This is a genomic window from Lentzea californiensis, from assembly GCF_024648825.1.
Lineage (GTDB): Bacteria > Actinomycetota > Actinomycetes > Mycobacteriales > Pseudonocardiaceae > Lentzea > Lentzea californiensis.
Window position 1 is genome coordinate 1563684 of record NZ_JANBBE010000001.1, and the last position, 17869, is coordinate 1581552.

Consider the following 17869-nt stretch of genomic DNA (forward strand, 5'->3'; position numbering starts at 1 on the left):
GTCATGACCACCGAGGAGGACTGGCCGGTCGAACAGACCTGGTCGATGCGCAACACCCACTGGCACGCCTATGTGGAGCACACTTCGCTCGACCACGCCTCTCCTCGGCAGGTTCGGCTGGAACGCACCCCAGAGGAAGTGCTCACGTCGCCGGCCGAGGTCGCCGCGTGGCTGGAAATCAACCTCCGCAGCGCGACGAGGCCCGAGGAGACCGGCAAGAAACGCGTGAAGGACGAACGCGACTTCACCGACTCCAACCGCGTGCACGCCTCACTGGCGTCGCGCGGTGAGTCGATCTACACCGGCGTGAAGGGCGAGCTGACGCTGGCGGTCGAGGCCGTGACGCCCGACGAGTGCCGGACGTCCCACGACGGTGCGGACGTCGCGCCGTTGAAGGCGGGTCGCCGCCGCTAGGTTGTTCCCCAGGGATCACGCTCTGGGGGGAGTTTCCGATGAAACGTCTGCTCTACGTCTTAGGCGCGCTCGTGTTGGTGGGGGCCGTTGTCGCGGTGGTGGTGCGGCAACGGCCTGAGGCGGCAAGTCCGCCTCCGCTCAAGAACTTCGCGATCAAGTACGCGGACGGGTCGCCGTTGTGGAGCAGCGACAGCACCACGCCGGAGCCCCCGCTCGTCACCCAGGTGCTGACCGAGTTGAGCCGGCAGGCTTCTCTCGATCGGGACCAGCTCCGCCGCGTCGGCGGCACGGTGGTCACGACGATCGATCCGAAGGCCCAGGTCGCCGCAACTTCCGCGGTAGACGCGACCGCGCGGGCTCAAGCACCCGCGCTTCGTTACTCGCTCACCGCCGTCGACCCCGCCACGGGTGGTGTGCGCGCGTACGTGCCCGGCTCTGAGGGCACGCGCGACGGCGATCCGGACCCGACCGACTACGCGGGCGGAGTGCTCAAGCAGCCGGGGACCACCTTCTTCCCGCTCAACGTCGTGGCGGGGATGAAGGAGGGCAAGCAGCTGGACTCCGTGTTCGACGGCACGAAGCGCAGGGTCGCCGGAGTCGAGGTCTGGGACGGAGGCAGATGCGGCAAGAGCTGCACCGTGCGCGAGGCTCTGGCCAAGTCGAGTGGTGTCGTCATGTTCGACCTGGTCGCCAACTCGACCGGGTCGCGGGCCGTCCAGGCGGCGGCGCGCCAGGCAGGGGTGCCGGAATCCGTTGTCGTCGAGGGCAAGGAAACGAAACTGCTCGTCGGCGAGAAGGGCAACCCGCCTGACACGGACATCGCGCTCGGCGCGGACCCGGCGTCCCTGCGCCCGCTCGACCTGACGACGGTGTACGCGACGTTCGCCGCGGGCGGCGTGCAGCACCGGACCCACTTCGTCACCAAGGTGACCGACGACAACAGCAGACCGCTGTACCAGGTGGTCGAGAGCACCACGCCCGCGTTCGACCCGGACATCGCGGTGAGCGCGGAGGTCTCGTCGCGGATCACCGGTGTGCTGAAGGAGAACACGGCCTGCCCCGGTGCGGTGTGCCGCACCGCCTACTACCAGCAGGACGCGACCGGGCAGAGGTCCCACGCGTGGGCGACCGGGTACACGGACCGGATGGCGATCACGGTGCTGGTCACGACCCAGAACCGGGCGCAGCACGTGCCGCTCGACGTGAAGCAGACGATCGAGCAGGCCGTGCTCCCCAAGACCGTCTGGGAGGCGTTCGCGGCGCAGGCCTGAGGGCTGGACGGCACCGCTACATTCGATTCCCTGGGGGAGTTTCTCGCTGGGGGATTCGATGAAGCGGTTCCTGCCTGTTCTGGGCGCACTGGTTCTCGTCGCGGCGGTCGTCGGAGCTGTTGTGTGGCAACGGCCCGAGGCGTCACCGGAGGCCATCGCCGCCGGTGACGTCGTGCTGCAGCACTCGGACGGCTCGCTGCTGTGGCGTTCCGGTCAGCCGGAGACGCCGCTGGTCCAGCAGGTGCTGCGGGAACTCGGGACGACCGGTACGTCTCTCGACCATCTCCGCGCCGCGGGCGGTGCGCTGGTGGTCACGACGATCGACTCGAAGGCGCAGGCCGGTGCGACGGAGGTGGTCCGTCAGCTGGCGGCCGCGCGTCCGGCGTCGATCACGGCGGTCGACCCGGCCAACGGCAGCGTGCGGGCGTACGTGCCGGGACTGGACCCCGCCGCGGACTACGCCGGTGGCGTGGTCAGGGCGGCCGGTGACGCGACGCGGCCGTTCGGGTCGGTGGCGCTCATGCGAGCGGCCGGGGTGCCGGAGAGCGCGGAGGTCGAGGGCAGGAGGACGGACCTGCTCGCCACCGGCGAGGCACTGCTGAGGCCGCTCGACGTCGCGACCGCCTACGCGACCTTCGCGGCCGAAGGCGTGCACCACGACACGCACTTCATCACCCACGTCACCGAGGCCGGCGGCAAGACGCTGTACCGGGCGGCGACCGCGTCCAGACCTGCGCTGGGCCTGGATCCCGGGCGCAGCAAGGAGTTCGCGGCACGGGTCACCGAGGAGCTGCGGGCCGATCCGCTGTGCGGCGACCACCCGGAGGCGGCGTGCCTGCCCGTCGAGGTGAAAGACGGGGACGTGGTCCGGCACGCCTGGATGATCGGGTACACGCCGCGGTTGTCGGTCGTCGTCTTCGTCGGAGCGGAGTCGAACGTCGAGGTGCAGGGCAGGCCGGTCACGGCGACGGGCCTGCCCAACGACATCCTGCGGGCGTTCCGGAGCAAGCTGACGACGTGGTGACGCCGACCTAGCCGATGTGCCACGTGTGCACGGGCTCGCCCGCGTGCATCAACTCCATGTACCGCTTGAGCATGCCGGACAGCGCCGCGTCCCTCGACATGCCGCGTTCTTCCAGCAGCGCAACGGTTTCCCGCTGCCACGACGATCCCGTGCGCCGCGCGAGGCAACGCTGCTCGATCACGCCGAGGTAGCGTTCGCGGGCCTCGTCGGAGACACCGCAGTCGCGCAGGCCCTCGTGCGCCATCGGCAGGAGCCGGCGCAGCACGAGCTCGTCCGGCGGGATCCAGCCGATGCCCGGCCAGTACAGCTGGGCGTGCATGCCGTGCCTGGCACCGGTGTAGAGGTTCTCCTCGGCCGCCTGGAACGACATCTGCGTCCACAGTGGACGCTCCTGCGAGGCGAGCGCGCGCTGGGCGCCGTAGAAGAAGGCGGCGTTCGCCATCGTGTCGAGCACCGTGGGGCCCGCGGGCAGGACCCGGTTCTCGACGCGCAGGTGCGGCACGCCGTCGACCACGTCGTAGACCGGGCGGTTCCAGCGCCAGATCGTGCCGTTGTGCAGGCGCAGCTCGGAAAGACGAGGCGCGCCACCGGCTTCCAGGACCTCCAACGGGTCCTCGTCGTCGGTTTCGGGCAGCAGGCTGGGGAAGTAGCGCACGTTCTCCTCGAACAGGTCGAAGATCGACGTGATCCACCGTTCACCGAACCACACGCGCGGACGGACGCCCTGGTTCTTCAGCTCGTCCGGGCGGGTGTCGGTGGCCTGCTCGAACAACGGGATCCGGGTCTCGTGCCAGAGCGCCTTGCCCAGCAGGAAAGCCGAGTTCGCGGCGATGGCGACCTGGACGCCTGCCAGGCACTGCGCGGCGTTCCAGTGCGCGGCGAAGTGCGTCGGCTCGACCTGCAGGTGCAGCTGCACCGAGGTGCACGCGGCCTCCGGCAGGATCGAGTCCGCGTAGCTGAGCAGCTTCTCCGGCCCCTTGCCCGGCATCGCCGGGCCCTCCATGTGCAGCACCATCTCCTCGCCGCGGGCCTTGAAGATGGTGTCGTTGAGCAGCGCGTACCGCGGCCCCTCGGAGAGCCACTTGCGGTCGAAGTGCCGCTCCCGCAACGTGGGCAGCAGGCCGATCATGGCGAGGTTGGCGCCCGCGTCGTTGGCCTTGGAGTCCGCGTTGTCGAGCGACTGCCGCAGTTCCTCCTCCAGGCCGAGCATCTCACCCCCGGCGAGCTCTCGCGGGGGGACGTTGATCTCCAGGTTCTGCTGTCCCAGCTCCAGGGTGTAGGAGGGATCGTCGATCTTCTCGAGGACCTCCGAGTTCGCCATCGCCGGCCGCATCGCGTCGTCGACGAGGTTCAGCTCGATCTCGAGCCCCATCTGGCGACGGGGGAAGGAGAACGTGTCTTCGGCCAGCATCGTGGCCAGTGCGTCGAGACTCCGCTGCATCTTCTCCCGATAACGCTGGCGGTCGTCTCTGGTGAAAGTGCGGCTGGACACTTCACTTCCCATGCCGCTACCCCTTCGCTCGGCGCCGGTGGGCGCGGGCCAGGCGGAACGCCAAACGTGACACAGCGGAATCCCCCTTTACATCGCCCAAAACGGTGCTCTCTGTCACGTGGAGGTAACAACCAGCGATCATCCGCTGGTCGGGCGTGTGCGGTTCCGCCCTCCGGACTACCTCGCCTGTTCCACATCCCGCCGGATGCGAAACTTCCGGCGTGGCTGACGTGATCGAGATCTACGACCCGGCTGATGCCCGGCTGGACGACTTCCGCGACCTGTCGACGGCCGACCGCAGGCCCGACCGGCCCGGAGGACGAGGTCTCGTCATCGCCGAAGGCGTCGTCGTGGTGGAACGTCTGCTGGCATCGCCGTACCCGGTGCGCGGGCTGCTCGGGGTGCGGCGCAGGATCGAGGCGCTGGACCTTTCTGACCTGGACGTTCCCGCCTACGTGACGTCAGCAGAGGTTATGGCGTCGGTCGTTGGTTTCCACTTGAACCGGGGTGTACTCGCGGCGGCCGGCCGCGCGCCCGCCGTGTCGTTCGACGAGCTCGCCTCAGGCGCCCAGCGCCTCGCCGTGCTCGAAGGCGTGGGCGACCACGAGAACCTCGGTTCGATCTTCCGCAACGCCGCTGCGCTGGGCGTGGACGGCGTCGTTCTGGGCCCGGGTTGCAGCGATCCGCTGTACCGGCGCAGCGTGCGCGTCTCGATGGGGCACGTGCTGCGCGTGCCGTTCGCTACCACGGATCAGTGGCCCGCGGCGCTGAACCTGTTGCGGCAAAAGGGTTATACAGTTGCCGCGCTGACGCCCCGCCCCTCCGCTCTGCAACTTGCAGACGCAGGTTTGCGAGGCCGGCGCGTGGCGGTCCTGCTCGGGTCGGAGGGCCCCGGCCTCACCGACGAGGCCATCGACGCCGCCGACCTGGCCGTGCGCATCCCGATGTCGTCGGGCGTGGACTCGCTGAACGTGGCCACCGCCGGCGCGGTGGCGTTCCACGCGCTGCTCTAGAGCTTCAGAGCAGGGTCAGGATCAGGGCGAGCCAGGCGACGAGCACCCCGGTCACGACGCCGTACGCGACCCAGCGCCACACCGGCACGCTGCGCCCCAGCCAGACGCTCGGCGCCAGGCCACCGACCACCAGGACGTTCGCGACCAGGGCCAGCCACCGGCTCGTCTCACCCAGACCCAGTGACAACGACACGACGGTCACCGTGACGATCGCGGCCGTGATGGCGCTGACCGTGAGCCCGGTGCCCCACGGCGTCGGCTCCGGCTCGGCCTCGGGCTCCGCGGTGAACGCGGCCTCGAACGGCACCTCGGGCGCCTCCACGGTGAGCAGGTCGCCGCTGACCGGGTCGGTGTAGCTGACGGGGGAGTTCATGACCGCGGCGAGTCTGCCCGCGAGCTGCTTGCCTCTGCGTGCGATCAGCGCGCTGGCCACGCCGTCGGACGGCGTCTCGGTGCGCACCACCGCGTCGGCGACCTTCGCCCACTCGTGCAGTGCCTCGGCGAGATCGGCGCCGAGGGGCAGGCTGTGCGGGTCGACCTCGCGCTCACCGGAATCGTCTTCTCCGGCGAGCACGGCACGGCCGTCCCGGACTCGCAACTCCACAGAGCCCTCCTTGGTCTGGCTATCGGGCAGAACCTATCGGACGGGGAGGGTGGGGAGAACGGATAAGGGGTTTGGCGAGGCGGGTTGGGGCGTGCGGGTCGGCTCGCGTTGGCCTGTTCCCGTTCCAGCAGGGCGGTCACCAGTGCGCTCAGGTCGCCTTGCGTACGTGGCCGGGCGGCTCGGCTTCGCCGTCCCTCCTGCGCGCAGGAGGGACACCTCGGCTCCGCCCTTGCCTTGGGGCGGCAGGGTGGCTCGGCTCCGCCATCGCCCTACGCGCGCGGGTGCTTGGCCCCGCCGTTGCCCTGTACATGCCGGAAGGGGTGCGTCAGCCCGGCCATTCCGTTGCGCGGCAGGGTGGTTCGCCATGCCTGGCCGCGCGGCGTCCTGGCCGTGCGCCTGCCTGGGGGCGTGCGGGGGAGTCGTGAGGTCGCGTTCGCGCCAGATCCCCATTGGCGCGAACGCGACCTGCAGGCCTACGCGAGCGAGTCGCGCCAGGCCGTGTGCAGGGCGGCGAACCTGCCCCGCTCACCGATCAGCTCCTCCGGGGAGCCGTCTTCCACCACAATGCCACCATCCAGCACCAGGACGCGGTCCGCGATCAGGACCGTCGACAGGCGGTGGGCGATGATGAACGCGGTTCGGTCCGCCAGCACTGTTTCCAGTGCTGCCTGCACGGCGCGTTCGGTGGGCACGTCCAGGGATGATGTTGCCTCATCCAGGACCAGTACCGCCGGATCTGCGAGGAACGCGCGGGCGAAGGCCACCATCTGGCGTTGTCCCGCGGAGAGGCGGCCGCCTCGTTTGCGGACGTCCGTGTCGTAGCCGTCCGGGAGGGCGGCGATGAACTCGTGTGCGCCCACCTCGGCTGCTGCTGCCTCGATCTCCGCCCGTGACGCGGATGGGCGGCCCAGGGCGATGTTGTCCGCTACCGAACCTGAGAACAGGAAGTTCTCCTGCGTCACCATCACCACGGCCCGGCGCAGGTCCGTGTCCGTCACCGAGCGCAGGTCCGTGCCATCGAGCTGCACGGATCCCTCTGACGGGTCGTAGAAGCGGGCTACGAGCTTCGCCACCGTGGTCTTGCCGGCGCCGGTCGCGCCCACCAGGGCCACGGTCTCGCCCGCCGGCACGTCCAGCGAGAAGCGGGGCAGCACCTGCCGGGACGTGCCGGGGTACTGGAACTCCACGTCGGCGAACCGGACGGCGCCCCGTGCGTGGGGCATGACCACCGGCGACGTCGGTTCCGGTACGGACGGCTTCTCCTCCAGGACGCCCGAGATCTTCTCCAGGGCGGCGGTGGCGGAGGAGTAGGAGTTCGCGAACATCGCCAGCTCGTCGAACGGGTCGTAGAAGCGGCGCAGGTACAGCATGAACGCCGCCAGCACGCCCAGTTCGATGGCGCCGTCCGCCACCCGGTAGGCGCCCCAGGCGAGGACGACGGCCAGCGACACGTTGCCGATCGCGCGGATCGTCGAGACGAACGTGGCCATCACGCCCAGCGCGTCGGTGTTCGCGTCGCGGAACTGGCCGTTGAAGCCCGCCATGATCTGCTCGTTGCGGGGCTGGCGCCGGAACGCCTGCACCGCGCGGATGCCGTTCATGGACTCCACGAACTGCACGATGATCTTGGCGATCGCACCGCGCGTGCCGCGGTACGCCTCCATCGAGCGCCGGCGGAACCAGCGCCACAGGAAGTACAGCGGCACGAAACCCGCGATCACGACCGACGCGAGCGGGGCGTCGAGCCAGATCAGGATCACCGCAATGCCCACGACCGACAGCGCGGCGTTGAACAGGCTGTCCAGGCCCTCTTCCAGCAGGTCCTGCAACGCGTCGACGTCGCTGGTCAGCCGGGAGATGACCTTGCCGGACGTGTACGACTCGTGGAAGCCGACCGACAGGCCCTGCGAGTGCCGGAAGATCCGGCCGCGCAGGTCCAGCAGCAGGTCCTGGCCCACTCGGCCGGAGACCCGCAGAAACGCCCAGCGCAGGAACGTCATCAGCAGCGCGCTGACCCCGTAGCCCACAACGCACCAGATCAGGATCGCCGGACTGCCGCCCACCGCGGCGGGGATGCCGCGGTCGATCGCGGCGGCGATCAGCAGCGGGCCCGCGAGTGCCGCCAGGTTGCCGGTGACCACCGCGGCGATCGCCAGCGACGTGCGGGCGACGTGCGGGCGCAGCAACGAACCCAGCAGACGGCGCGAACGGGCCTGCAGGCGCAGACCCGTCGAGTAGGAGATCTCCTCGATGTCCTCGGAGGCGACGCCGCGCCACTCCTCTTCAGCCGCAACGGGTGCGACGACCTCACTCATGACGCCACCTCCTCTTCCACCAACTCGTCGTCCATGCTGGACAGAAGACGCTTGTACTCGTCGTTGGTGTCCAACAACTCCCGGTGCGAGCCGATCGCCTCGATCTTGCCGTCGACCAGCAACGCCACTCGGTCGGCCAGCTGCACCGTCGACGACCGGTGCGCCACGACCAACGCCGTCGTCTCGCTCAGCACGCGCCGCAGCGCGCCCTCCACCTCGGCCTCGGTGTGGACGTCCAGCGCGGACAGCGGGTCGTCCAGCACCAGCACCGCCGGCTTGCCGACGACCGCGCGGGCCAGCGCCAGCCGCTGCCGCTGACCACCGGACAGCGACAGGCCCTGCTCACCGATCCGGGTCGCGAGGCCCCACGGCAGGGCTTCCACGAACTCCTCCGCCTTGGCCACCCGCAACGCCTCGCGCACCTGGGTCTCGGTGACGTCCGGCAGGCCCAGGCCGACGTTCTCGGTCACCGACGCGGAGAACAGCACCGGTTCCTCGAACGCCATGCCCACGACGGTCCGCAGGTCCTCCAGCGAGAGGTCCCGCACGTCGGTGCCGTCGATGGTGATCCGGCCGCCGGTCACGTCCGCGAGCCGCGGCACGAGCGCGGTCAGCGTCGTCTTGCCCGACCCCGTCGCGCCGACCAGCGCCACCGTCTCACCGGGACGCAGGTCGAGGTCGACGCCCGACAGCACCTCGCGGCCGTCGTCGAACGCGAACCGCACGCCCTCGAAACGAACGTGCCCGCGCAGCGGCGTGGGCAGCGGCACGGGCGAGGCGGGACCGGTGATCGCGACGGGGGAGTCGATGACCTCCCAGTAGCGTTCCAGCGCCGAGGCGGTCTGGTTCGTCTCCGCCAGCAACCAGCCGATGGAGTCGACCGGCCAGCGCAGGTAAGCGCTCACCGCGACCGCGGCGACCAGCGTGCCGACCGTCATCCAGCCCTGCACGATGCCGACCGCGCCGACGGCGAGCATGCCCGCGATCGACAGCTCCGGCAGCACGATCAGCACCGACCACAGCGCGGCCAGGATCGAGATCTTGTTCAGTTCGGTCGTCCGCAGGTCACGGGCCTGCGCCAGGAACCGCTTCGACAGCTCCGGCCCGCGCCCGAACGCCTTGAGCACCCGGATGCCGAGCACCGACTCCTCGACCGTCGTGGTCAGGTCGCCCGCCTGGTCCTGCGCCCTGCGCGCCACGACCTTGAACTTCGCCTCGAAGAAGTACGAGATGACGATCAACGGCAGCGCGCCGCACAGCGACACGATCAGCAGCCACGGCGAGAGCGAGGCGATGATGCCCAGCCCGATCAGCACGACCACGCTGTTCACGATCAGGAAGACGATCGCGAACGCCACGAACCGCCGCACGGTCGTGAGGTCGTTCGTCGCGCGCGACAGCAACTGGCCGGACTGCCACCGGTCGTGGAACGACACCGGCAGCCGTTGAAGGTGCTTGTAGAGGTCGAACCGCATACGCGCCTCGACCTCGGCCGCGGGCCGGGCGACGATCTTGCGCCGGACGTAGAACAGCACCGCCTCGCCGATGCCGAGCACCAGCACCCCGGCGATCAGCCAGGGCAGCGGGCCGGTCTGCTTGTTCTGAATCGGACCGTCGACGATGCGCTGCGTCAGCAGCGGGATGCCGAGACCGCACAGCATCGCGAGCATCGTCGCCGACAGCACGACAGTCATCCGTGCGCGGTGCGGCCGCACGTACGGCCACAACCTCCGCAAGGTCCTGATCGTCGAGTTACGTTGATCGCTCACGCGGTGAGCCCCCTCCAGGTCGTCTCCACGGTACGAAGTACGACCGACACTCAGCATCCGGTTTTTCTCCCACCGGAGCCTCCTGTCTCGACTTAGGTCGAGGTCAAGGGCACGATGAACACCATGACGCGGTTTCTGCGAACCGAGCAGACGATGGCGTTTCCACACGGACGGCTCATCGCCTCACACGACGGAGTGAACTTCGTCCTGGCTCCGGACGGCTGGGACCGGCTCGCCGGCGAGCGCCCCAGACACGCCACGCTCGTCTCCCGCGAGGACGCGGAGGACTGGTGCGAACGAGAGGGCTGGGACCTGCACCTGCTCGACGAGGTGCCGGCTACTTCCTGAAGGTGAACAGGCCGACCAGCCCGTAGGCGACGGCCGCGAGCAACGCCTCGGCGTGGTGCCGGTTGGTGAACCACCCGAGGACGGGTTCGTGCACCTTGAAGTAGAGCCCGACACCCAGCAGGATCGGCCCGAGCAGGATGATCGGCCACACCGGCCGCACCCCGAAGACCCACAGCACCGGCCCGGCCAGCACCAGCGACGACACGAGCGCGAGCGGCAGCCCGATCAGCACGAGCAGCAGGAACGTCGACATCGACGTGCTGTCGAGCCACGACTTCAGGAAGCCCGACTCGTACGCCCACGTCCACCCGAGCACCAGCCCGGCCCCGACGGCCATCGACAGGACGACCCGGAACAACAGCCGGCGTCCTGCCTTACCCGTCTTGCCCGCGGTGCTCTGCTCCGTCACGCCGCCCACCGTAACCAGCGGTCACCGCAGCAGCCAAGGCGTACCCGACTCCGGCCGAGATCGTGACCACCAGGACACCGACGATCTCCGGCGGCTGGGCGCGCATCCCCACGATGGTCAGCGCGCCTGTCAGCGCCAGCACGAACGAGCCCATCGGTCCCAGGACGGCGGTCGGCCAGACGGGCCTCCACCGGGCGAGCCTCAGCAGCGCCCACGCCACGACCGCCCACACGACCGCCGATATCGGCGCCACCCACAGGAAGATGAGACCCGCACATCCGATCGCGCTGGTGCCCTGGCACAGGGACTGACCGATGGGGATGAACGACATCCACCACGCGGCCGCGCACACCGCCCCCACCACCGCCGCCGTGAGCACCCTCATGGCTGGAGCATGACGATCCGCAGGACGCACTGCCATGCGCAGAACCACGCAACCGGCGTGTCGTCCTGCCCGAGGTGCTCCGTTCCGGCGCGCCGCCCGCGATGATTCCCGGCCGCCTTGGCGGCCAAGGCGTACCCGACCGCTCCGAAGAACGGTATGAAGACGAAGTTGAACCACCGCGACAGCGACAGCAGGGACATCACGAAAACGAGTGTCCAAGCCAGCGCGATTGCGATCGACGTCCCCGCGAGAACCGTCGGCCAGGCGGGCGAGTACCGCGCGAGCCGCAGCAGCCCCCACGCCACGACCACCCAGTAAATCAGCAGCGCCGGGGCCACGCAGAGCAGCACGAAGAAAGTGCACGACAACCCGGTGCCGTTGCACGGCAGGTCGAAGGCCGACTTGACCGAGAAGAACCATCCGGCTCCGCACAACGCCCCGACGATCGCCGCGACCGGCATCGCCGGGAGCTTCCTCATGGGTAGATCATGACGGTCGGGCGGTCGCCTCACCAGGGGCTGAACGGCCGGTGACCGCGCCTGCCAGCGCGAACGCCACGACCGGCACGGCGGACACGACGAGTTGCATGTTCGCGACGTCGACCACGGCGCCCGCCACCCACAGGACCGGCCAGAAGGCGCATCCGAGCCCGGACGCGGACCAAGCGCGAGGAAGTGCGAACAACGCGAGCACCGCCGCCAGGACCAGCCCCGCCACGACGGCCCAGCACACGGGCAGGAAGAACGTCGCGACGCTGTACCACTCGTCGCAGATCCGGCCGCCCAGTTCGGGGCACTCCACAGGGATCACCCACGACCAGCCCAGGTAACCCGCGATACCGGCGACCGCGCCGGCGAAGGCACCGATCAGCGCCCGCGTCAGCAACGCTGCGCCCGCCCCACCGCCAGCGCGGCGACCGCGTAGGCGGCGCACGCCGCGACCACCGCCGCCGTCGTGATGACGGGACCGCGTTCCGCCTGGTACAGGTCGGCGTGTTCGTAGATCACGTAGAGGGTCGCCGCGACCAGCGCGACCCACAGCACGGCGGCGGCCCCCGCCGCCCACCACCCGCGTCGCTGCCGCAGGAGGCGGAAGCCGGCCACGACGAGCATCCCGGCCGCAGCCACCCAGAACAGGAACTGGAGCGGGATCAGCAGCGGGAGGTGACCGCACAGGGGGCGGCCCGAGCCAAAGGTGCAGTACCGGCCCGTCAGGGTCATGGTCGACAGGAACCCGAAGCCCGCCACCGCTCCGATGACGGCCCCGAGAACAGTGCGCGACAACATGCGTCAAGAGCTACCCGATCAAGGCCGCGACCGGCCTGATCTTCACGAACTTTCCACAGCACCTTCACGACGCGCACCCGTGAGCACGGCGATCAACGCGTACAGCGCGGCGAACACCGCGAAGGCCAGAAAAGTCATGCCCAGCAACAACACCATCGCCACCACGGCCATGAGGGTCGCGGGCACGGCGACCAGCCATGCCCGCGACACGCTCAGCGCACGCAGTGCGAAACCACCCACGACCGCTCCGAGCACCGCGAACACCGGTGCGGCGATCACGAACGCCTGGAGGCAGCCCCAGTCGTCCTTCGAGCAGACAGCACCCGAAGCGAGGAGCTCGAACATTCCCCACCAGGCCAGCCCGAGGAGTGCACCCACTCCGGCAGCCAGCGCGACACGACGTCCCATGACGGCAGCGTCTCACTCAGCGGTTCGACCGCACGCCCAGTAAAACGTCCTCCCACGAAGGAACGATGGGGTGGTTCTTCTTCCCCCTCTTCGGGGGAGGGTCCTTGCGGACCGGCTTCTCGGCCACGGGTTCCTGCTCCTTCACCGGCGGTGCGGGAGCAGGGGCGGGCTCCGGCTCGGGGAGCTTCTCCTGAGCCGGCTCGGCCACGGCCGGAGCCGCAACCGGAGCCGCCACGGGGGCAGTCGCCTGAGCCGGGACCTGCAGTTCTTCGTCGTCGAGCAGGATCGGCGGGATGACCGGAGTCGCCTCCAGTGCCTGCCGCGCGAGCTGCGTCACCGGGCGCACCGTGCGCAGCGTCCGGTTCGGGTTCGGGTCCATCAGGTCGACGGCGACGTCGTCGAGCGCCGTGACCGTGCCGCCCTGCGCACCGGGGTGGAACGCCCAGTGCGCGCGGTTGTCCGAGCGCCCGGTCTTCCAGTGCAGCTGCACGATCCAGCGACCGTCGTCGCCCTTCCACGAGTCCCAGCTGGTGTCGGACAGGTCGTGGCCGCGCTGGCCGAACGAGTGCGCGACGACCTCGCCGAGCGTCTGCACGTCCGGGCCGTCCTCGCGGACCGGGTGCGCGCGCTGGGCCATGTCGGCCGTGCGCGAACGCTCCAGCAGAACGGGGTAGGCGAAGCGCTCGATGCGGTTGGCCGGCATGCCGGAGGCGGCAGCGACCTGGTCGATCGACTCGCCGGAACGGATGCGGGCCTGGATCTCCCGGGGCCGCATCTGGGCCTCGCCGGACTCGATCTGCATCTGGCCGAGGCGCGCCAGATCACCGCGCAGGGCCGCCCGAAGACGCTCGTCCGCGGGGAGCGTGAAGCGCTCGCCGCGGTGTTCGGGGTCCTCGAGGATGACGGACTTGCCGTCCTCGTCGAGCCCGATGACTCGCAGCGCTCGCATCGTGGCCTCCCTGAATTCGCACCTCGCCAGCAGACAACGTTAGGACAACGAGCCCCCGATGAGTGGGAGACTCGCCGATATCTATACGTGATCTTGCCAGTTCACGAGGGTTGCCGCACTCCCGTTTCCGGAAGGTTCACCTGGACCACGAGACCTCCTCCCCCGTTCGGACGAGCCTTCGCCGCGCCCTGGTGCGCCCTCGCCACGGACTGCACGATCGACAGTCCGAGGCCGGACCCGGCGGTCCCGGTGCGGTCCCGGAGCCGGCGGAACGGCTCGAACAATCCGGGTACTGCCTGGGCAGGCACGGTGGGACCGGTGTTGGTGACGACCAGTTCTCGATCAAGCTCCACCGACACGGAACCGCCCGGCTCGTTGTAGAGGACGGCGTTGCGCAACAGGTTGCCGACGAGCTGCGCAAGTAGGACCGGGTCACCGTCGACCAGATACCTGCGAGTCCGAACCGCAAACGTGACCTTTTTCTCCGAAGCCAAAGCCGCGCAGGACTCGATTTCGTCGTCGATCACCTCGTCCAGCCACACCAGCTCACGCGTGGCGAGGCCGCGGTCACTGCGAGCGAGCAGCAACAGCCCGTCGATGAGCTTCTCGCTCCGCTCGTTGGTGTCGAGCAGGTGCGTGCCGAGACGGCGCATGTCGTCGTTCGCGTCCGGTGCGGCCAGCGCCACCTCGATCAACGTCCGCTGCACGGCCAGCGGCGTGCGCAGCTCGTGCGAGGCGTTCGCGACGAACCGCTTCTGGCTGTCGAACGACGACGCGAGCCGGTCGAGCATCCCGTCGAAGGTGTCCGCGAGCTCCTTCAGCTCGTCCGGCGGCCCGTCCAGCTCTATGCGCTGGTCCAGCCGCTCGGCCTCCAGCCGGTGCGCTGTCGACGTGATCGAGTGCAACGGCGCCAGCACCCGTCCGGCCACGACCCAGCCGAGCCACACGGCGATCACCGCGGCCACCAGCAACGCGATGATCGACTGCCACAGGACCGTCTCCATCGTGTTCGCCTTGACCTGGTCGGCGGTGAACACGAGGGTGTCGGCGGGAAGCTGGGCCGCTTCGAGCGCCGGGTAGCGCCCGTACACCTCCATCGTCTCCGCGGGGATCGCCCGCGCCGCCACCCCGCCTTCCAGCGGCGTCCAGTCGGCGAGGAGCCAGTAGTTGAGCCCGACCAGCGCGATGCCCGCGATCAGGAACACCCCGGCGTACCAGGCCGTCAGCCTGGTCCGCAGCGTCATGAGCCGAACCGGTAACCGGCGCCGGGCACGGTCTGGATGACCTGCGGCGCGCCCAGCTTGCGGCGCAGCGTCATCACCGCCACCCGCACGGCGTTGGTGAACGGGTCCGCGTGCTCGTCCCAGGCCTTCTCCAGCAGCTCCTCGGGACTCACCACGTTGCCCTCCGCCCGCATCAGCACCTCCAGCACGGCGAACTCCTTCGGCGAGAGAGGCAGGAACGTCCCGTCACGCATCGCCTGGTGGCGCGGCAGGTCCAGCGTCACGCCCGCCCGCACCAGCACCGGCGGCAAGGCCGGACGGGCCCGGCGGCCCAGCGCCTGCACGCGGGCCACGAGCTCGGCGAACGCGAACGGCTTGGTCAGGTAGTCGTCGGCGCCGAGCCCGAGTCCGGCCACCCGGTCGTCCACTTCGGCCGCCGCCGTCAGCATCAGCACCCGCGCCTCACCCCCGGTCGCGTGCACCGCCTTGCACACCTCGTCACCGTGCACGAGAGGCAGATCGCGGTCGAGCACCACGACGTCGTACGCATGCACCCCCACCCGTTCCAACGCCGCTTCGCCGTCGTAACAGACGTCGACCGCCATCGAGAACCTGCGCAACCCCTCGGCGATCGTGTCCGCGAGCAGCTGTTCGTCCTCGACCACCAGCACACGCATGACGCTATTTTCCGCGCAACGGGCATAAGCGCCGGATAAGGCCTTTCGCTTAACGCCGCCGAATGACGCCCTCCGTAGACCTGTCCCCATGAAATCCACCATCGCAGTGTTGCTGGGCCTGCTCCTGGCGCTCACCGCCTGCGGGTCGAAAGAGCAGCCTGCCGCTCAGAAGGACGAGAAGGGCGACATGGTCAAGTTCGCCCAGTGCATGCGGGAGAACGGCGTCGACATGCCGGACCCGAAGACCAGCGAGGACGGTGGCGGCGTGATGATCGAGGCGATGCCCGGTGGCGACGCCTCGTCCATCGACGAGGACAAGATGAAGACCGCCCACGAGGCCTGCAAGGAGCACCTGCCCAACGGCGGCGAGATGAAGCCACCGTCGCCGGAGCAGCAGGACAAGATGCGCCAGCAGGCGAAGTGCATGCGCGACAAGGGACACGACTGGCCCGACCCGTCGTTCGAGGGTGGCGGCACGGCCGAGGCCAGGGAGCTCCCGAACTTCGACGACGACAAGGTCAAGCAGGACATGAAGGACTGCGGCCTCGGTGAAGGCATGGTCGCTGCGAGGCCCGTCGGATGAAGCGCCAGGTGAACAGGAAGCTCCTCATCGCCGTGCTCGTCGCCGCGGTGGTGCTCGGCACGGGCGGGGTCGTGGTGCTCACGAGGATCGCGTCCAACCAGGCCAACGCCGCGCCGCTGCAGAACGACCCGTCGAAGACCACGCAGGTCAAGAAGACGAACCTGGCCGACCAGCAGTCGGTGACCGGCCAGCTCGGCTTCGGCGCGGAACGAGCCCTGTCCAGCCGGAAAGGCGGCACCGTCACCGGGCTGCCGGACCAGGGCGCCGTCATCGACCAGGGCAAACCGGTGTTCTGGTCGGACGCCGAACCGGTGCCGCTGTTCTACGGCACGATGCCGCTCTACCGCGATCTCGAAGCGGGCATGCCGAACGGACCCGACGTCAAGGTGGTGGAGGAGAACCTCGCCGCACTCGGGTACAAGGACTTCGGCGCCCCCGACGAGAAGTTCACCTCGTACACGGCCTCCGCGCTGAAGAAGTGGCAGAAGGCCAACGGCCTGGAGCAGAACGGAAAACTCGGCTCCGGTGACGTGGTCGTCCAGCCAGGGGCGATCCGCGTCTCGTCCCTGTCAGCCCAGCTCGGCGCACCCGCCGGCGGCGACGTCATGAAGGTCACCGGCACCGAACGCGCGGTGACCGTCGAGTTGGAACAGTCCAAGCAGCGCCTCGCCAAGCAGGGCGAGAAGGTCGAGCTGTCGATCACCGGCGGCAAGCCGACGACCGGCACCATCACCGGCGTCACCCGCAACCCCGGCGACCCGAACCAGGGCCAGAAGCCGAAGCTCGTCCTCACGATCTCCGTCGACGACCCCAAGGCCGCCGAGGGCATCGAGAGCGGCAACGTCACCGCGTTGTTCACGGTGTCGAAGAAGCAGAACGTGCTCGCGGTCCCGATCGGCGCACTCCTCGCGCTCAACGAGGGCGGCTACGGCGTGGTCACCGACGACGGCAGGACCATCCCGGTCACCGTCGGCATCTTCGCCAAGGGCGAGGTCGAGGTGCAGGGCGAGGGCCTGCGCGAGGGCATGAAGGTGGTGACCACCGAGTGATCACCGTCGACCACGCGAGCCGGACGTATCCCGGTGGTGTGCAGGCGTTGCGCGACGTCTCCCTGACCGTCGGGGGCGGGGAGATGCTCGCGATCGTGGGACCGTCCGGCTCGGGGAAGTCGACGCTGCTGCACCTGATGGGCACGCTCGACAAGCCGACGACGGGCAAGGTGGAGATCGACGGAAACGACATCTCCACCCTGTCGGACAACGCCTTGTCGGCGCTGCGGGCGCGCACCATCGGGTTCGTGTTCCAGCAGTTCTTCCTCACCGACGGGCTGTCCGCGATCGAGAACGTGGCATCTGGCCTCGTCTACGCCGGTGTGCCGCGCTCGAAGAGACGGTCCATGGCCATGTCCGCCTTGGACAGGGTCGGATTGATCCACCGTGCGCTGCACAAGCCGCACGAGCTGTCCGGCGGTGAACGTCAGCGGGTCGCGATCGCGCGGGCCGTGGTGAACACGCCGGGGATCCTGCTGGCCGACGAGCCGACCGGGAACCTGGACACGAAGAACGGCGCGGGCGTGCTGGAGTTGCTGGAGAGCCTCAACTCCGACGGCACGACGATCGTGATGATCACGCACGACCGGGACATCGCGGCGTGGGCGCCGCGCCGCGTCGAGGTCCGCGACGGAGTGATCGTTTGACTT

At 69.4% G+C, this 17869-nt stretch carries 21 protein-coding genes; 8 read left to right on the forward strand and 13 right to left on the reverse strand.

Features of this window, described 5'->3' with window-relative positions; all coding sequences use genetic code 11:
* Nucleotides 1-3 precede the first annotated feature (3 nt).
* The 3 genes from LX88_RS08110 to LX88_RS08120 are packed head-to-tail and all read left to right on the forward strand — an operon-like array spanning nt 4 to nt 2709.
* Nucleotides 4-414 (forward strand): hypothetical protein, encoded by a 411-nt coding sequence (locus LX88_RS08110; RefSeq protein ID WP_258947133.1) that lies wholly within the window; start codon nt 4-6, stop codon nt 412-414.
* A 38-nt stretch (nt 415-452) separates the two neighbouring features.
* Nucleotides 453-1685 carry a penicillin-binding transpeptidase domain-containing protein gene (locus LX88_RS08115; protein WP_258947134.1) on the forward strand — a complete coding sequence of 411 codons (1233 nt, stop codon included), beginning with the start codon at nt 453-455 and terminating at the stop codon, nt 1683-1685.
* A 58-nt stretch (nt 1686-1743) separates the two neighbouring features.
* Nucleotides 1744-2709, forward strand: coding sequence for a hypothetical protein (locus LX88_RS08120; protein WP_258947135.1), 966 nt, complete (start codon nt 1744-1746; stop codon nt 2707-2709).
* A gap of 7 nt (nt 2710-2716) precedes the next feature.
* On the opposite strand, the gene LX88_RS08125 is transcribed toward LX88_RS08120, so the two are convergent.
* Complete coding sequence (locus LX88_RS08125) at nt 2717-4213, reverse strand: glutamate-cysteine ligase family protein (protein ID WP_258947136.1); 1497 nt, start codon at nt 4211-4213, stop codon at nt 2717-2719.
* A 209-nt stretch (nt 4214-4422) separates the two neighbouring features.
* On the opposite strand from LX88_RS08125, the gene LX88_RS08130 reads away from it, so the two are divergent.
* Complete coding sequence (locus LX88_RS08130) at nt 4423-5214, forward strand: TrmH family RNA methyltransferase (RefSeq protein WP_258947137.1); 792 nt, start codon at nt 4423-4425, stop codon at nt 5212-5214.
* 4 nt (nt 5215-5218) lie between these two features.
* Here the strand turns inward: LX88_RS08130 and LX88_RS08135 are convergent, their stop codons facing one another.
* From LX88_RS08135 to LX88_RS08145, 3 genes are all read right to left on the reverse strand, one after another.
* Nucleotides 5219-5818: a DUF2537 domain-containing protein gene (locus LX88_RS08135; RefSeq protein WP_258947138.1), complete on the reverse strand. Its 600-nt coding sequence runs from the start codon at nt 5816-5818 to the stop codon at nt 5219-5221.
* A gap of 473 nt (nt 5819-6291) precedes the next feature.
* Nucleotides 6292-8133, reverse strand: coding sequence for an ABC transporter ATP-binding protein (locus LX88_RS08140; RefSeq protein WP_258947139.1), 1842 nt, complete (start codon nt 8131-8133; stop codon nt 6292-6294).
* Nucleotides 8130-9902, reverse strand: coding sequence for an ABC transporter ATP-binding protein (locus tag LX88_RS08145; RefSeq protein WP_258947140.1), 1773 nt, complete (start codon nt 9900-9902; stop codon nt 8130-8132). Before LX88_RS08145 ends, LX88_RS08140 begins: the two co-directional genes overlap by 4 nt.
* A gap of 123 nt (nt 9903-10025) precedes the next feature.
* Here LX88_RS08145 and LX88_RS08150 point away from each other — a divergent pair, with 123 nt between their 5' ends.
* Nucleotides 10026-10250, forward strand: coding sequence for a hypothetical protein (locus tag LX88_RS08150; RefSeq protein ID WP_258947141.1), 225 nt, complete (start codon nt 10026-10028; stop codon nt 10248-10250).
* Here LX88_RS08150 and LX88_RS08155 read toward each other — a convergent pair.
* The 9 genes from LX88_RS08155 to LX88_RS08195 all read right to left on the reverse strand — a co-directional run bounded on the left by LX88_RS08155 (nt 10240) and on the right by LX88_RS08195 (nt 15587).
* Nucleotides 10240-10659, reverse strand: a complete 420-nt coding sequence (locus tag LX88_RS08155) for a hypothetical protein (RefSeq protein WP_258947142.1) — start codon at nt 10657-10659, stop codon at nt 10240-10242. The two genes, LX88_RS08150 and LX88_RS08155, sit on opposite strands and share 11 nt — an antisense overlap.
* Nucleotides 10625-11044 (reverse strand): hypothetical protein, encoded by a 420-nt coding sequence (locus LX88_RS08160; RefSeq protein ID WP_258947143.1) that lies wholly within the window; start codon nt 11042-11044, stop codon nt 10625-10627. The genes LX88_RS08155 and LX88_RS08160 overlap by 35 nt, the downstream gene beginning before the upstream one ends.
* Complete coding sequence (locus LX88_RS08165) at nt 11041-11523, reverse strand: hypothetical protein (protein ID WP_258947144.1); 483 nt, start codon at nt 11521-11523, stop codon at nt 11041-11043. The genes LX88_RS08160 and LX88_RS08165 overlap by 4 nt, the downstream gene beginning before the upstream one ends.
* Before the next feature lie 7 nt (nt 11524-11530).
* Nucleotides 11531-11977, reverse strand: coding sequence for a hypothetical protein (locus LX88_RS08170; protein WP_258947145.1), 447 nt, complete (start codon nt 11975-11977; stop codon nt 11531-11533).
* The gene (locus LX88_RS08175) at nt 11923-12330 is read right to left on the reverse strand and encodes a hypothetical protein (protein ID WP_258947146.1); all 408 of its coding nucleotides are present in this window, start codon (nt 12328-12330) and stop codon (nt 11923-11925) included. The genes LX88_RS08170 and LX88_RS08175 overlap by 55 nt, the downstream gene beginning before the upstream one ends.
* 42 nt (nt 12331-12372) lie before the next feature.
* Nucleotides 12373-12738 carry a hypothetical protein gene (locus LX88_RS08180; RefSeq protein WP_258947147.1) on the reverse strand — a complete coding sequence of 122 codons (366 nt, stop codon included), beginning with the start codon at nt 12736-12738 and terminating at the stop codon, nt 12373-12375.
* Nucleotides 12739-12754: 16 nt separating this feature from the next.
* Nucleotides 12755-13687, reverse strand: a complete 933-nt coding sequence (gene sepH / locus LX88_RS08185; RefSeq protein ID WP_258947148.1) for a septation protein SepH — start codon at nt 13685-13687, stop codon at nt 12755-12757.
* A 101-nt stretch (nt 13688-13788) separates the two neighbouring features.
* A complete protein-coding gene (locus LX88_RS08190) occupies nt 13789-14931 on the reverse strand; it encodes a sensor histidine kinase (RefSeq protein WP_258947149.1) in 1143 nt (380 codons plus the stop codon).
* Entirely contained in the window at nt 14928-15587 is a 660-nt protein-coding gene (locus tag LX88_RS08195) for a response regulator transcription factor (RefSeq protein WP_258947150.1), read from the reverse strand. The genes LX88_RS08190 and LX88_RS08195 overlap by 4 nt, the downstream gene beginning before the upstream one ends.
* Nucleotides 15588-15675: 88 nt before the next feature.
* Here LX88_RS08195 and LX88_RS08200 point away from each other — a divergent pair, with 88 nt between their 5' ends.
* From LX88_RS08200 to LX88_RS08210, 3 genes are read left to right on the forward strand one after another with little or no spacing between them, the layout of a single operon-like run.
* A complete protein-coding gene (locus tag LX88_RS08200; protein ID WP_258947151.1) occupies nt 15676-16170 on the forward strand; it encodes a hypothetical protein in 495 nt (164 codons plus the stop codon).
* 8 nt (nt 16171-16178) lie between these two features.
* Nucleotides 16179-17219, forward strand: coding sequence for a peptidoglycan-binding protein (locus LX88_RS08205; protein WP_258947152.1), 1041 nt, complete (start codon nt 16179-16181; stop codon nt 17217-17219).
* Nucleotides 17216-17866 carry an ABC transporter ATP-binding protein gene (locus tag LX88_RS08210; RefSeq protein ID WP_258947153.1) on the forward strand — a complete coding sequence of 217 codons (651 nt, stop codon included), beginning with the start codon at nt 17216-17218 and terminating at the stop codon, nt 17864-17866. Before LX88_RS08205 ends, LX88_RS08210 begins: the two co-directional genes overlap by 4 nt.
* The last annotated feature ends 3 nt before the right edge of the window (nt 17867-17869 follow it).

Excerpts from the sequence above, each read along its gene's own strand:
- LX88_RS08110 (WP_258947133.1), top strand. The coding sequence starts at position 4 with ATGACCACCGAGGAGGACTGGCCGGTCGAACAGACCTGGTCGATGCGC.
- LX88_RS08115 (WP_258947134.1), top strand. The coding sequence starts at position 453 with ATGAAACGTCTGCTCTACGTCTTAGGCGCGCTCGTGTTGGTGGGGGCC.
- LX88_RS08120 (WP_258947135.1), top strand. The coding sequence starts at position 1,744 with ATGAAGCGGTTCCTGCCTGTTCTGGGCGCACTGGTTCTCGTCGCGGCG.
- LX88_RS08125 (WP_258947136.1), bottom strand. The coding sequence starts at position 4,213 with ATGGGAAGTGAAGTGTCCAGCCGCACTTTCACCAGAGACGACCGCCAG.
- LX88_RS08140 (WP_258947139.1), bottom strand. The coding sequence starts at position 8,133 with ATGAGTGAGGTCGTCGCACCCGTTGCGGCTGAAGAGGAGTGGCGCGGC.
- LX88_RS08150 (WP_258947141.1), top strand. The coding sequence starts at position 10,026 with ATGACGCGGTTTCTGCGAACCGAGCAGACGATGGCGTTTCCACACGGA.
- LX88_RS08160 (WP_258947143.1), bottom strand. The coding sequence starts at position 11,044 with ATGAGGGTGCTCACGGCGGCGGTGGTGGGGGCGGTGTGCGCGGCCGCG.
- LX88_RS08165 (WP_258947144.1), bottom strand. The coding sequence starts at position 11,523 with ATGAGGAAGCTCCCGGCGATGCCGGTCGCGGCGATCGTCGGGGCGTTG.
- LX88_RS08175 (WP_258947146.1), bottom strand. The coding sequence starts at position 12,330 with ATGTTGTCGCGCACTGTTCTCGGGGCCGTCATCGGAGCGGTGGCGGGC.
- LX88_RS08180 (WP_258947147.1), bottom strand. The coding sequence starts at position 12,738 with ATGGGACGTCGTGTCGCGCTGGCTGCCGGAGTGGGTGCACTCCTCGGG.
- sepH (WP_258947148.1), bottom strand. The coding sequence starts at position 13,687 with ATGCGAGCGCTGCGAGTCATCGGGCTCGACGAGGACGGCAAGTCCGTC.
- LX88_RS08190 (WP_258947149.1), bottom strand. The coding sequence starts at position 14,931 with ATGACGCTGCGGACCAGGCTGACGGCCTGGTACGCCGGGGTGTTCCTG.
- LX88_RS08195 (WP_258947150.1), bottom strand. The coding sequence starts at position 15,587 with ATGCGTGTGCTGGTGGTCGAGGACGAACAGCTGCTCGCGGACACGATC.
- LX88_RS08200 (WP_258947151.1), top strand. The coding sequence starts at position 15,676 with ATGAAATCCACCATCGCAGTGTTGCTGGGCCTGCTCCTGGCGCTCACC.